Annotated in this window: 9 protein-coding genes and 1 pseudogene; 4 read left to right on the top strand and 6 right to left on the bottom strand. The window is 42.7% G+C overall.

Annotated elements, in window-relative coordinates:
• Window positions 1–180, top strand: a pseudogene (locus K245_RS28295) (hypothetical protein); the annotation flags it as partial.
• A gap of 75 nt (window positions 181–255) precedes the next feature.
• On the opposite strand, the gene K245_RS27220 reads toward K245_RS28295, so the two are convergent.
• The gene (locus K245_RS27220; protein WP_084156197.1) at window positions 256–429 is read right to left on the bottom strand and encodes a nitroreductase family protein; all 174 of its coding nucleotides are present in this window, start codon (window positions 427–429) and stop codon (window positions 256–258) included.
• Window positions 430–539: 110 nt separating this feature from the next.
• On the opposite strand from K245_RS27220, the gene K245_RS0109865 reads away from it, so the two are divergent.
• Entirely contained in the window at window positions 540–2,990 is a 2,451-nt protein-coding gene (locus K245_RS0109865) for a PAS domain-containing hybrid sensor histidine kinase/response regulator (protein ID WP_027359161.1), read from the top strand.
• 195 nt (window positions 2,991–3,185) lie between these two features.
• Here the strand turns inward: K245_RS0109865 and K245_RS0109860 are convergent, their stop codons facing one another.
• On the bottom strand, window positions 3,186–3,848 hold the full coding sequence (locus K245_RS0109860) for a nitroreductase (protein ID WP_027359160.1): 663 nt from the start codon (window positions 3,846–3,848) through the stop codon (window positions 3,186–3,188).
• Window positions 3,849–4,403: 555 nt separating this feature from the next.
• Here K245_RS0109860 and K245_RS0109850 point away from each other — a divergent pair.
• Window positions 4,404–5,531 carry an HD domain-containing phosphohydrolase gene (locus K245_RS0109850; protein ID WP_035276915.1) on the top strand — a complete coding sequence of 376 codons (1,128 nt, stop codon included), beginning with the start codon at window positions 4,404–4,406 and terminating at the stop codon, window positions 5,529–5,531.
• Between the two features lie 26 nt (window positions 5,532–5,557).
• A complete protein-coding gene (locus K245_RS26550; protein WP_027359157.1) occupies window positions 5,558–9,088 on the top strand; it encodes a PAS domain-containing hybrid sensor histidine kinase/response regulator in 3,531 nt (1,176 codons plus the stop codon).
• Between the two features lie 156 nt (window positions 9,089–9,244).
• On the opposite strand, the gene K245_RS23855 is transcribed toward K245_RS26550, so the two are convergent.
• From K245_RS23855 to K245_RS0109815, 4 genes are all read right to left on the bottom strand, one after another.
• A complete protein-coding gene (locus tag K245_RS23855) occupies window positions 9,245–9,517 on the bottom strand; it encodes a hypothetical protein (protein ID WP_035276914.1) in 273 nt (90 codons plus the stop codon).
• A 33-nt stretch (window positions 9,518–9,550) separates the two neighbouring features.
• Window positions 9,551–10,198 carry a flagellar brake protein gene (locus tag K245_RS0109835; RefSeq protein ID WP_027359155.1) on the bottom strand — a complete coding sequence of 216 codons (648 nt, stop codon included), beginning with the start codon at window positions 10,196–10,198 and terminating at the stop codon, window positions 9,551–9,553.
• A 982-nt stretch (window positions 10,199–11,180) separates the two neighbouring features.
• Entirely contained in the window at window positions 11,181–13,187 is a 2,007-nt protein-coding gene (locus K245_RS0109820) for an ATP-binding response regulator (RefSeq protein WP_027359153.1), read from the bottom strand.
• 62 nt (window positions 13,188–13,249) lie between these two features.
• Window positions 13,250–13,648, bottom strand: a complete 399-nt coding sequence (locus K245_RS0109815) for a response regulator (protein WP_027359152.1) — start codon at window positions 13,646–13,648, stop codon at window positions 13,250–13,252.
• Window positions 13,649–13,872 lie beyond the last annotated feature (224 nt).

The raw sequence follows: 13,872 nt of genomic DNA, 5'->3' as shown, positions 1-13,872 counted from the left end.
AGACGGCTCAGGCAGCTGGGGTATAGCGGCGAATTCCAGAGCATCAAAATGACATCATGGCGGAACTCGGCATGTCAGCTCAGCCACTGGGCAATGCCCAACAAATGGTTTGAAGAAATCGGACTGTTCGCGATGAATGAAATTCAAACGGGAGTGCTTCCTCTTTTTACAACGAGATAAGGATGAACAAGAGCCGTGTACGAGGCCCGTACGCACGGTTCTGTGAGAGGGATGAAGCAGACTTGATCAGCTGCTTCACCCTACTCGATTTGCTCCTGAAACAACATATATCTGCCAAGGCTGAACATTGCAGTTTGAAGGAGACAGCTGGGCGTCAGAGAATATTTTTTTAAAAATTTCTTCTGGAACAGGTTTGTCAAGAAAAGCTCGGATTGAGACACGTTTTTTTAATGCTTCAGATACTGACATTCTGGGGAGATCCTTCGCTATATAGGGTTAAATATGTATATGGTAAAGAACACCATATCCAAACAAGTCCTTTGCGTTCTAATTATCCCCAATCGTCCTGGGAGGCGAAAATGTCCGAGAGAATAAAGAGTTCAGGATATTCGGAAACCTTGCGCAAGAAGTCCGAGGAAAAGGCAGGCGCATTTGCCATCAAGCTTGATGAATCCCTTTCTCCTGAAGAAGTAAAGACTGTACTCCATGAACTCCATGTTCACCAGATAGAGCTGGAAATGCAGAATGACGAGCTAAGGAGCACACAAGAAAAACTTGAAGCCTCTCGAGCAAGATATTTCAATCTCTATAATTTGGCTCCGGCAGGGTATTTGACCCTTAATAAAAAGGGACTCATCACAGAGGCTAATTTAGCAGCAGGCAATCTGGTTGGAATACCAAGGGGCACAATGATCTCGCAGCCTTTTACCCGTTTCATATTTCAGGATGATCTGGATTTACAATATCTGAGATGCAAGAAGCTCCTTGAAACAGGTGTCAGCCAGGTCTATGAATTGCGCCTTCTTAAAAAAGACGGCCAGCCAATATGGGTGAGGGTGGAGTCTGCTGTGGCGAGTGATTCTGAGGGAGTATCTTCTTTCCGTGTGGTACTTAGCGATATAACAGATCGTAAGCGGGCAGAGGAAGCGTTAAAAGCTCTTTCATTGCGCCAGAATGCAATACTTGCGGCAATTCCGGACATTATCATGGAGGTTGACAGCAACAAACGATATATCTGGGCCAATAACGTAGGAAAAGAGTTTTTCGGTGATGATGTCATAGGCATGGAAGCTTCTTGCTATTTTGTTGGTGAACAGAACACTTATGAAATAGTTCAGCCATTATATGACGGCACCGGAGACATGATTTATGTCGAAAGCTGGCAAAGACGCAGAGACGGAGAAAAAAGACTGCTGGCCTGGTGGTGCAAGTCAGTGGAGGATGAAAACGGAAAAAGAACAAGCTGGCTCTCAACCGCAAGGGATATCACTGAACGGAAAAAAGCCGAGAATGAACTTAATCTGTTTTTTGATCTTGTTCCTGATATGGTCTGCATTGCCACGGCAGACGGATACTTCAAGAAAATAAACAAGGCTTGGGAAGCAGTTCTTGGTTTTTCGAGCGAAGAATTACTTGGAAAGCCAATCATGGATATGATTCATCCTGATGATAGGGCTGCCACTCTTGAAGAAATAGAAAAGCAGCTCGCCGGTGAATACACACTGGATTTTTGCAACCGCTATCGTTGCAAGGACGGCTCATACCGATGGTTTGACTGGAAGGCCACACCTGCCGTTGATCATAATCTTCTTTTTGCCGCTGCGAGGGACATTACAGAGCGCAAGAAAATGGAAGAAGAAAATGAAAAACTGATGGCACAGAATCTTCAGCTTCAGAAGACCAAGAGTCTGGCTACAATGGCCGGAGGTATAGCCCACCATTTTAATAACCAGCTTTTTGCTGTGATTGGCAATCTTGATCTTGCCTTGTGCGATTCTAACCTTAGCGCTGAAACCATTGAAAAACTGAACGATGCCATGCAGGCGGCAGAAAAGGCGGCCGAGGTCAGCTCTCTAATGCTTACCTATATTGGACAGTCAACCGGTAAATATGAATCTTTGGATCTTTCCGATCTGTGCAGAAATAATCTTCCTCTCATTAAATCAGCAATACCCCAGAACATTTCTTTCGAGGTCGAGTTTCAGGCCACAAATTCAGTAATTAAGGGTGATGCCAAGCAGATACAGATGGCTCTGGCCAATCTTATCCTGAATGCGTACGAGTCCCTTAAACGAGTTCATGATGTTATTCATATGACCGTCAAGACTGTCAAATTGTCAGAAATTCCGGCTTCGCTACGTTTTCCGTTGGACTGGCAGCCGCATGGCGAAGAATATGCCTGTGTTGAAGTGCTTGATACAGGATGCGGAATTGCCGAAGCTGATATGGAGAAGCTGTTCGATCCATTTTTTACCACCAGATTTTCTGGTCGTGGCCTGGGACTTTCTGTTGTTCTTGGAATTGTGCGCGGACATGGAGGACTGATCACTGTGGAGAGTGTGCTTGGCAGTGGCAGTTCCTTCAGAGTATTTTTCCCTCTGACTGATGAAAAACTAGTCAAAAAGTCTGAAAAAACAGCCCATGCCCAAGAATATAAAGGTGATGGCACCGTGCTTCTGGTTGATGATAATCAATCTGTTCTGATGACTGCCAAATCTATTTTGGAGACCCATATGGGTTTTTCCGTACTCATAGCCCATGATGGAGTCGAAGCTGTTGGGGTTTTCAAGGGCAGCATGGACAAAATCCGTCTGGTGATCTGCGACCTGACCATGCCTAATATGGATGGCTGGGAAACGATTATTGCCCTGCGCAAGCTCAGACCTGATGTTCCTGTAATTCTGGCCAGCGGCTATGACAGAGATCAGGCAATGGAAGGCGAGCATCCTGAACAGCCCCAGGTTTTTTTAAGCAAACCATACAGGCTTAATGATCTTATAGACGCGGTGGATAAGGCTCTTGGGCAATAATGGGTGGCCTAATAAACAAGAGTCTTTCATTGTTGGCAAAATAAAAGAACATGTAGGTCGTGCTGAGCTTCAGCGCAGCCCAACATAAGAAGGAGAATCCTTATGATTTGTCATCTCCTGTCGAGCTTCGGCAAAGGACGCCTCAGCGCGACCTATATAAATTTAATCGCATGTTTCCAAGACGCGGTCATTTTATCAGCCGAGAAAAATCACTGAGTTTTCGACAGGCTCGCGTTCTGTTCTGGTTTTGTTTACAGGAGCGTTTTCATCCGCGTATCCGAATGACATTCCAAATAAAATCCCGCGCTCATCAGGGATGCCCAGTGCTTCGCGCACAGGATCAGGAAATTGACCGAGCGCCCCCTGCATGCAGCTTGAAATTCCGTTCTCAGTCATGAGCAGGGAAAGGGTTTGAGCGTAAATTCCGATGTCTACGGCTCCCATGATGTTCAGGTATTTGTCCATTGTGAAAAAGACAGCGTGGGGTGCGTCAAAAAAAGTCCAGTTTCTTAGCATGGCAAGCATTCTGCCTTCCTTGTCGCTGCGCTCAATTCCCATTGAACTGTAAAGGGCGTGCGCTGAGCCGAATTGACGATCACGATGAACTCCTTCGTATTTTACTTTCCAGTCAAAATCAGGATTTGGTGCCTGTCCGCTCATAACCGCCGCAACCATTTTGTTTTTAATTTCATCTTTCTTGGCTCCTGAAACTACATATACCTGCCATGGCTGAACATTACAGTTTGAAGGTGACAGCTGGGCATCAGTGAAAATTTTTTTAAGGGTTTCCTCTGGAACAGGTTTGTCAAGAAAAGCGCGGATTGAGACACGGTTTTTTAGTGCTTCTGATACTGACATTGCTGGAAGTCCTCCTTTTATATTCGGCTATATATTGGGAATGTATATTGTTGAAGTATGCTTAATGAGTCAACTCGTAAGACATATCACAGTATTTGATTTTGGATACCAGCTTTTTTTCTGTTAAAACTATCCTGTGTTATGCTAATTTAAATCAGTTTGGATAAAACATCTTACCTGTCTTTACAATATGTACCTGGTCTGTTCCGAGCGTTTCTTTTAATCTTCATTAATCAGATTTGATGGACTCGCAAAAAGTCAAAAAAAGACGCCGGCGTCATGCCGGACTTTATCAGGCATTTGTGTATTTCCAGATGCTTCCGAATTCCGGCTCCCATTTTTCACTCAGGCAGGCATCGCCGGTATGAAGGAGACTGGATTCCGGCCTTCGCCGGAATAACTGAAATTGGATTTTTTGTGACGTTGTCAGATTTAATACCGCCAGATTTAACACCGGCGGCGTCAAAACCGGCTTCTATTCCTTCAGCTGATCAGCTTTGCGGAATCAGCCGTATAAATTAAATTTTATCTGAATAATATGAGACTGATAGAAAAATGAGAAAAATCATACAGTTTCAAAAAACACCCGACATACTGGCAATTGACGACACTCCTGCCAATTTGCAGCTGCTTGCAGGCATGCTAAAGGACAGAGGCTACAGAGTGAGACCTGTTCCAAATGGCAAGCTTGGAATACAGGCTGCAAAAAAGGAACTGCCCGATTTGATTCTTCTTGATATTAATATGCCTGGAATGAATGGATACGAGGTTTGCCAGCACCTTAAATCAGATCCTGAGCTTTATCCGATTCCGGTAATATTCATCAGCGCGATGAACGATACCCTTGATAAGGTCAAGGCTTTCAGTGTAGGAGCGGTTGACTACATAACAAAGCCTTTTCAGATGGAAGAAGTTTATGCCCGTGTTGAAACCCATCTTGCCCTGCATTTTTTTCAAGCTCAACTCGAAATCCAGAACAACAGCCTCCAGAAGTTGGTTAAGGATCAGGTTCGGGAAATCACAAACTCCCAGCTCGCTACAATTCTTGCTTTATCAAAACTCGCTGAGCAGAGGGATGACTCCACAGGCAAGCATTTGGAGCGTGTCCAGATTCTTTGCAGGATGCTTGCCGACAGACTCGCTTTTCTTCCCCAATACAGGACTCATATAAGCGAATGCTATACAGAGAATATATTCCACGCTAGTCCCATGCATGATATTGGCAAAGTCGCCATACCAGACAGTATCCTCATGAAGCCAGGCCCCCTGACATCCGAAGAATTTGATATTATGAAAAGGCATACTGTGGTTGGGTTTGAAACCCTTTCCGAAGTTTATGTTCTGTATCCGGGCAATGCTTTTATAAATATGGGACGTTCGATTGCAAGACATCATCATGAAAGATGGGATGGAAAAGGATACCCTGACGGCTTGTCCGGGACTTCAATTCCCTTGTCGGCAAGAATCATGTCTCTTGTTGACGTCTATGACGCTCTAAGATCGGAGAGATGCTACAAGCCTCCATTTTCCCATGAAAAAGCCGTTGAAATCATATCAGAAGGCAGTGGCACTCAATTTGATCCTGATATTGTGAAGGCTTTTATTGATGCGGCCGAAGAGTTCAGGGCCGTGCGGGACGCAATGGGCGATCATCCTGATTTACTGATCATGGATAATTCATAATTCACTGATAATAATTTAGGAGACTTATGCCTGTATTCAGCTTTTTTGAAAGTCAGATGGATTATGTTTTTTTTATTTATGGTCTGGCCTTTATCCTTCTGGCCGCAGTCACTTATAATATGAAGGCCGATTCCACGGAAGCTCCGAAGTGGAAATTTCTGGGGTTTTTTGGGGTCATTCATGGCGTAAACGAGTGGCTTGAAATGCTGAAATTCAGCATGGACACGACTGGTATTTATTTTGTTGTTTTTAGTACATCCCTTTTGCTGGTTTCCTTTTTGTTCCTTTTTGAATTCGCCAGGTCAAGTTTTTCTGTTTTCAGGTCAAAACCTTTTTCAGCGTATTTTTATATCCCGTTCATTCTTATTCCCTTAACTGCTTTCCCTTCAGGAATGACAGGCGTATCAGCTGCGGTCAGAATCATCTGCGGGCTTTCAGCAGGCTTATTGAGTACGGCTGTACTGATTCGCTATGGATTGAGTTTAAAGCGCAGAGGGCTTGGTAATGATATTATTTCAGCTTCTGCTTCAATGGCTGTTTACACCTTGCTTTCGGGTCTCGTGACTTCAAAAACAGGCTTTTCCCCTGGAAATATTATCAACCAGGATGCTTTCATGGGATTGTTTCATATGCCTGTTCAGATATTCAGGGCCATGGCAGCTATCAGTATCTCGATTTTTATATGGAGGTACTACTGCGTATGGAAAAATGAGAAATTTTCATCATCTTACAGGCATATGAAGTCATATCAGCAGATGGTATATCTGGGGATAGCACTTGTTGTCGGCGCCGGCTGGATTATCACTGAGTCAGGTGCAAGGCGGACAGACAGGGACGAAAGGGATCATGTCCTTAAAATTGCTGCCCTTGTCGCCTCCGCAGTTGATCCTGAGATTGTCGCAGGGTTTAAGGCTGATCCGACTGATAAGGATCTTCCCCAGCATAAATACCTTAGAAACATTCTTACCAGATTTGGTGATTCCCAGAACAATATCAGGTACCTTTATATAATGGGCAAAAATAAGGACGGGAAAGCCTTTTTCTATGTAGATGCCTGTCCTACAAGGCTTCTGGAGACCTCAAGCTTTGCTGAACCAGGAGAGGTTTATCCTGATTCCACGGATGAATTCCTCGCTGCATTTGAAGACGGCCACCAGTTTGTTGAAGGTCCCCTGCCAGATGAATGGGGCGTATGGATATCAGGGCTTGTTCCAATATTCAGGGATGGACAGAAAAAGCCTATCGCCATTGTCGGCATTGATCTGGATGCTAAAAAATGGCGTCTGATGATCGCTAAATCGAGAAGGCTTCCAATCTTTATTACCCTGCTTGTTTCATGTCTCATAATAATGTTTTTCACGGTACAGATCCAGAGCGAAGCTGTTAAGGAAGCCCTGAAGAATTCGGAAAAAACCCTGAGGGATGTACTGGATCATGTCCATGACGCCATTTCTGTCCATGCAATTAACGGTGAGATAATTGATGTCAATAACAGGATGCTTGATCTTTACAATCTTGATGCAGAAACACTGAAAAAACTTTCTGTTACAAAAGATCTGACTGTGAGCCAGCAGAGCGCAAATGATTTCAGAGCCATCTGGAAAAAGGCGGTAAGAGAGGGCGACCAGTTTTTTGAATGGAGGACCATAAGGCCTGGTGATGGACATGAGTTTGATGTGGACGTTTATCTCTGCCGCATGAATCTTGCTGACCGTCCCGTTATTGTTGCAACTGTCAGGGATATAACAGAAAGAAAAAGGGTGGAGGACGACTTAAGGATTCTGTCCAATGCCATTGAGCAAAGTCCTGCTTCTGTGATAATTACGGACAGAAAAGGCAATATCCAGTACGTGAATCCCAAGTTCACAAGACTTACTGATTTTGCGGCGGACGAGATAAAAGACAAATCACTTGATCGTCTGAATTTTGATTCCGATAACCCCGAATTTTTTCAAAATATCAAGCATTCTCTGGATACAGGAGCAGAATGGCATGGAGAAATACGTCATGTAAAAAAACATGGTGGCTTTTACTGGGCCCACGCCACGCTTTCTCCGATAAGGGATCATAATGGGAAGATTACCCATCATATTTTTATTAATGAAGATATTACTGACAGGAAGAATGCCGCGTTTGAACTTGAGAAGGCAAAAAACGCAGCCGAAAACGCAAACAGGGCCAAGAGCCTTTTTCTTGCCAACATGTCCCATGAAATAAGAACGCCTCTGAACGCAATTCTTGGTTTTTCCCAGCTTCTTGGCAAGGATGATGGACTTAATCCTCTTCAGCAGAAACAGCTAAACATAATAAATAAAAGTGGTGAGCATCTTCTTTCTCTCATCAACAGCGTACTTGAAATGTCAAAAATAGAGGCAGGGACGGTTCATCTTGACATCACCCCGATTGACTTGCACGGAATCGTTCGCGATCTTGATATTGTTTTCAGGGCAAGGGCCGAAGCAAAGAATCTGGATTTCGAGTTCGATATGGCCGATGATCTGCCCCATTATATAATATCCGATGATACTAAACTTAGGCAGATACTGACCAATCTTCTTGGAAATGCACTTAAATTTACTGACCATGGCAGAATAAGGTTCAGCATTAAAGCAGAAAAAAATGAAGAAGATCCTGATATGTATTCCATACTTTTTGAAGTGGAGGATACTGGCTCAGGTATTTTAAATGAAGAAGTCGATAAAATATTCAAATATTTTGAACAGGCGCAAAGCTCTGCAAAGGGCAAGGGCGGAACAGGCCTTGGCCTAGCAATAAGCCGTGAGTTCGCAAGACTTATGGATGGGGATATCGTTGCTCGAAGCACTTATGGTCAGGGTACGATATTTAATGCGGTTATACGAGCAAAGCTTAGCAGGACAGCTGACTCAAGGGATTCCTTTAAAAAAGTCATATCCTTAAAACCATCCTCCATGCCTGTGAAGGTTCATGTCGTTGATGATATGGATGCCAACAGATTTCTTCTTAAAAGCATACTTGAGCCCAAGGGTTTTGACTACAGCGAATCTGTCAACGGAGCCGAGGCGCTTGAAAAAATCAAGGTAATAAAGCCTGATATAGTTCTCATGGATATGCTCATGCCAGTAATGGACGGGTATACCGCGACCAAGATTCTTAAAACCTCCGAGGATACTTCTTCCATTGCTGTTATTGCAGTCACGGCCAGTGCTTTTGAAGAAGAAAAAAACAGAATTCTTGAAATCGGATCAGATGGCTACATTAGAAAACCTTTCAATATAGGCGAGCTTCTTGAAACAGTACGGTCTGTTCTTGGGATAGAGTACATATATAAGGAGGATGAGCCTGGGGAAGCAAGGGAAAGCAGTACCACAAGCCGTGAAAATGCACTGTTTCTCAAGAATCTTCCGGGAGACCTTCTGGAAAAAATAAAAGACGCAACTATTTCTGCCGACTATGACAGGCTTATCGAGCTTGTCGACGAAGCCGAGACTCATAACAGGACTGCAAGCCAATACCTAAAAAATCAGGTGATGTCATATAATTACGAGGTCATAATGCAGGTTCTGGAAGAGGTATAGTTCATTTTTTTGACGAGGCCAAAAAGGACCGGTTGTCGTCATTCCGGCGCAGGCCGGAATCCATAAGTGACAGAAATTACTGGATGCCGGATCAAGTCCGGCATGACGCAGACGCCTATTTTTGACTTTTTTCGAGTTTATCAAAATTGGAATAACTTATATAAGTCTGTATATCGCCAGGGCAATCATAACAAATGAAATGGCAATGATGATTGTTTTTAGAATGCTGTCAATCGTAATTGAGGGGCGGGCCAAAAGTTCTTTCCAGTGCTCGTCGCACCAGGCCCCTGATGTCGGAAGATTAGGATGAGCTCTTGTGTGTCCAGGTCTATCGCAAATATCGCATAGTCCGCAGAAACCTTCGGGAATATCCTTCATAAGCTCGGCCACTTTTGGGTTGTTTAATCGTTCTTGACAGTAGCATGGCATGATTATTTTCCCTTGCAACCTGTTTTTTTGTGATCAAGAATGATCCATGATCGTTTGAACGTATTTGTCAAGTTTTTGAATCAGATCCTCTGAAAGCCCATTAAAAGCTATCCCAAGCTGCAATCCTTTATCGTTCTGCCTAATGTTTTTAATTATTCCCTCGATCTTTGTCCTGCCTTCAATTCCCATCAGGGGCATCATTAGGATTATTGCCGTGTTGATTTTTAAGGGCATCGGGGAAGAGTCATCAGGCATTTTGGCGCTGAAAAGAACCCCGTCAGAGCTCATATCAACAACGACTCCTTTCATTTCAAAGCTGGAAAAATGCAGAGAGGTGGGGATATTGCATAAAATTCTGGATTTTTTCCTCAGAGACATTTTTTCAATTTTTTCAGGGTAGGTTGTGAAGGTAAGTTTGAAAGGGAACGCTATGGAAGTGAGTATTTTGGATTTGAATCCAAAAACTTCTCCCATGAAAACATAGCGAATGACAATTTCATCCCCTGTCAAAACCACATTTTCAACTCCCTGGACATATGGCGTCTTTATTATCAGGCCGGATTGGGGGATTATCCCAATGAGAAAAGTAGGAACCCGTTCGTTTATGGCCTGGGTTTGAAGAAACAGCTGGCAGCCCAGTTCAATATTAAACGGAACTGTTTCTGATTCATTTGCTTTCATTATTTTTCCTTATCACATTTCAAAATCAAGAGGCTTTTTTAGAAAAATAGATTTCGAGGCTTCCCAAAACTGTGACATTGATCAGCGATCAAGCCGCAAGATGGATTGCATTAATATTTATAAGAAAGATTCAGGGCTTTAGATCAATCTGTTAGATCCTTATGAAAGTTGACAAAATAGCAAAAAGTTCGATTCCCGTCATTCGGGCGAGGCATGCCTAAGTGAAAACCGGGAGCCGGAATCCAGAAGTGTCTGAAAATACAAAGATGCTGGATCAAGCCCGGCATGACGCAGTCGCCTTATTTTGACTTTTTGCTAGTCCATCAAAGTTGAAGGATCCGTTTTAGCTTTGATTGCTTTGGCCCCAAAGAGAAACCTGTTTTTTGATTATGAAGTGATTTAATTTGCCGAAGTAAAGTCCTTATATTCTTAAAATACTATTTTTTGATATTTAGATTAATAGGAAAGGATCTGTCAAGAAACAGTTACGTAAGCGGAATTGGTGACATTAGATTGTTATACTCATCAATGTCACAGCTTGAACATTTGAAATGAGTCAGGCAGTTTAAATGGCAAGCCTGTTGTTGCATAATTTCTGGAAAATCCTTTTGAAAAAGGGTTTTCCAGACCTTTCCCAAAACTTTTATGGAGTTGAGAACATATATTTTTAAAGCAAAAGAATCCATAACCGAAAAGTTTTTGCCAAGCTTTTTTCAAAAAGCGACCTTTGATCTTTCATTTAACAGAAGAGTTCAAATTATGACGATGTGAAGAATAGCTGGTTGTTTAATTGCTTTTTGTCTCACAAGGTCGCAGAAAGTTCGATTATAATCATTCCGGCAAGGCCTGTTCCTATGAAAACCGGGCGCCTGAGTCCAGAAGTATTTGAAAATAAAAAAAATGCCGGATCAAGACCTGTATGACACTGGTGCCTTTTTCCGATACCATTTTGTTTCAATGCCCGGAGCTTATTGCTGTTTCATCAGTTGTAAAGGGAATCGGATTCAGAGCAGACTGGGCCGTCAAGCACCTCTCTTATGGTCGCAAGAAGGTATTTAACTTCATATGGTTTATGGATAAAGCCCTTGATCAGTCTCGAAATATCAGATTCGTCTGTCTTGTCAGCCGAAAAACCGCTGCTTATTATCACCTTTGCTTCGGGATTGATTTTTAGTATTTCGTTGAGGCACTGTCTGCCGCCCATTTTGGGCATTATCATGTCAAGAATTATTATTTTGATCTCGCTGAATTTGTTTTTGTAAATCTCTATTGCCTCGTCTCCATTTGAAGCCTGCAAAACATTATACCCGAATTTACTCAGCACCCTTGAGCCAATCTGGAGAACCTGTTCTTCATCATCCACAAGAAGGATGGTTTCTGTGCCGCCCTTGGTCTGGAGTTCCCTGGGCTTTTCTTCAAAAGCCTCTGTACATTTTATAGTCGGGAAGTAAATTCTGAATGTTGTGCCGACGCCAAGGCGGCTTTGGCACGTAATATATCCCTGATGATTTTTAACAATACCGTATACTATTGCAAGTCCGAGTCCTGTTCCTTTGCCGGCTTCTTTGGTTGTGAAGAATGGCTCGAATATATGCTCCACCACTTCCTCAGGAATTCCTTCCCCTGAATCTGAGATCTCAAAAAGAACATATTCTCCGGGCACGCTGCCAGTATTTTCACGGCAGAATTTGTCATCAAGAATCACGTTGCTTGTCAGTATGTTTATGGTTCCTTCATCATTCACGGCATCCCTTGCGTTTACCCCGAGATTCATGATGATTTGTTCAATTCTGCCTGGATCGGCGCTTATGTATGAAATGTCCTTCTGGAGATCGAGTTTTATTTCGATCATCTTGGGTATTGTTCTAAGGAGAAGCTTGTGTACGCTTTCAACTTCAAGATTAAGATTGACAGGCCTGAAGTTGATTTCCGCCTTTCTGCTGAAAGTCAGAAGCTGCTGGGTCAATGCAGCGCCTCTTTGGGCAGCTTTTTTTATTTCGGATATTTCCTGGTTCTGTTTTTTTCCCGAAGCCTTTGTTATCAGCAGAAGTTCAGCGTATCCCTGTATCGCCTGGAGCAGATTATTGAAATCATGGGCTATGCCGCCTGCCATATTACCTATGGCTTCCATCTTCTGGGAGTGAAGAAGCTGAGCCTGGAGCTTCTGCTGGGTCGTTGTGTCCTTTAAAAGACCAACCATGCCGGGCGCAGAGTCTTTGTCATTCTGGTTTTGTGCCCCGCTCAGGATAAAGTGCCTTATGGTTCCGTCCTTGTGTATGAGTTCTCCTGAAATATCCCTGAATGTCTTTCCTTCGTCCCTGATTTGCCTGAACAGTCTTCTGTATCTCTGTATGTCTTTGGGCTTGGCAAAATCCGTGAAATCCCTGCCCATGATTTCAGATTTTGAGTGTCCAAGTATCTCTGTCCAGGCAGGATTGACATAGTTTATTCTGCCATTTTTGTCTAAAGTGTAAATGATATCAGGAGAATTTTGGCTCAATGATTCGAACTGGTGCTTGCTTTTTCTAAGTTCCTGTTCAGTCTTTTCCCTGATTATGATCTCCTTTTGAAGTTCTGTTGCGAGGTTTTCCTGATGTTTTTTCTGTTTGTGGAGGTCTATGAATACCTGTACCTTTTTTTTGACAATTACAGGATTTAAAGGTTTGACCAGATAATCCACCGCGCCTTTTTCATATCCTTTTACAACTGAGAGTATATCTGTGATTGTTGCAGTCACAAGAATTGTCGGTATTATTTTTTGGGGATAAAAATTACTGATTTTTTCAAGTGTATCAAATCCGTCCATTTCAGGCATATGGACATCAAGCAGCATGAGCGCAAAATCATTCCTTGCGATGAGGTTTATGGCCTGTTCACCGGACGTGGCCTTATGGATCTCCACATCCTGGCTTTTAAGCATGGCCTCAAGGATGACGAGGTTAATCATAACATCATCTACTATAAGAATTTTAGTGATATTGCAGTTCATAGCTCAGGCTTCTTTAATTTTTTTTGAGGCCGCAGAGATATGCCTAATAGTTTTATCTTGGCTTAAGTCTCAATAAGTCTGAGTTTTTTTAGTTCAGTAATGATTTTGTTCTTGTCTATAGGCTTTATCAGGTAGGCTTCACATTGTGATTTGAAGGCACTCAGAACATTCTTCTTGTCTGAAAGCGCAGTGGTCATTATGACTTTAACTCCATCTCCACCATATATTTTATTGTCTGATTCCATGCTTCTGATTTCCTTCAGGACATTCTGGCCATCCATTTTGGGCATCATGATATCAAGGGTGATAAGTCCATAGGGCCGACCTTCGTCCATTGCCAGCCGAAAAAGAGCAACCGCTTCTTCTCCGTCAATGGCCACATCACACTCACCATATTGAGTAAGATATTTTTTCATGATTGTTCTGCTGATAAAATCATCTTCTGCGATCAGTATTCTCATTCCGGTTATTATCCTTATCGAGAAGTCAATTCTGTTCTTGAAACCCAATTCAGGCCGATTCTATGTTCTGGCTATTAGTATTTCCATGGAAAGATCAGATTTGAAAAGCTGTATGAGTTGCTTGCGGTTTTTAGTTAATTTATAACAGTATCAGCCTAATATTCAAGCTTAAGTTTATAAAATTGTTTTTTTTAATGCTCTGCAACTCTTAAATTTAAAAAAAG

This window comes from Desulforegula conservatrix Mb1Pa, assembly GCF_000426225.1.
GTDB lineage: Bacteria > Desulfobacterota > Desulfobacteria > Desulfobacterales > Desulforegulaceae > Desulforegula > Desulforegula conservatrix.
The sequence above is the reverse complement of the archived record's forward strand: the minus strand, read 5'-3'. Positions and strand labels throughout refer to the sequence as shown.

Excerpts from the sequence above, each read along its gene's own strand:
- K245_RS27220 (WP_084156197.1), bottom strand. The coding sequence starts at position 429 with ATGTCAGTATCTGAAGCATTAAAAAAACGTGTCTCAATCCGAGCTTTT.
- K245_RS0109865 (WP_027359161.1), top strand. The coding sequence starts at position 540 with ATGTCCGAGAGAATAAAGAGTTCAGGATATTCGGAAACCTTGCGCAAG.
- K245_RS0109860 (WP_027359160.1), bottom strand. The coding sequence starts at position 3,848 with ATGTCAGTATCAGAAGCACTAAAAAACCGTGTCTCAATCCGCGCTTTT.
- K245_RS0109850 (WP_035276915.1), top strand. The coding sequence starts at position 4,404 with ATGAGAAAAATCATACAGTTTCAAAAAACACCCGACATACTGGCAATT.
- K245_RS26550 (WP_027359157.1), top strand. The coding sequence starts at position 5,558 with ATGCCTGTATTCAGCTTTTTTGAAAGTCAGATGGATTATGTTTTTTTT.
- K245_RS23855 (WP_035276914.1), bottom strand. The coding sequence starts at position 9,517 with ATGCCATGCTACTGTCAAGAACGATTAAACAACCCAAAAGTGGCCGAG.
- K245_RS0109835 (WP_027359155.1), bottom strand. The coding sequence starts at position 10,198 with ATGAAAGCAAATGAATCAGAAACAGTTCCGTTTAATATTGAACTGGGC.
- K245_RS0109820 (WP_027359153.1), bottom strand. The coding sequence starts at position 13,187 with ATGAACTGCAATATCACTAAAATTCTTATAGTAGATGATGTTATGATT.
- K245_RS0109815 (WP_027359152.1), bottom strand. The coding sequence starts at position 13,648 with ATGAGAATACTGATCGCAGAAGATGATTTTATCAGCAGAACAATCATG.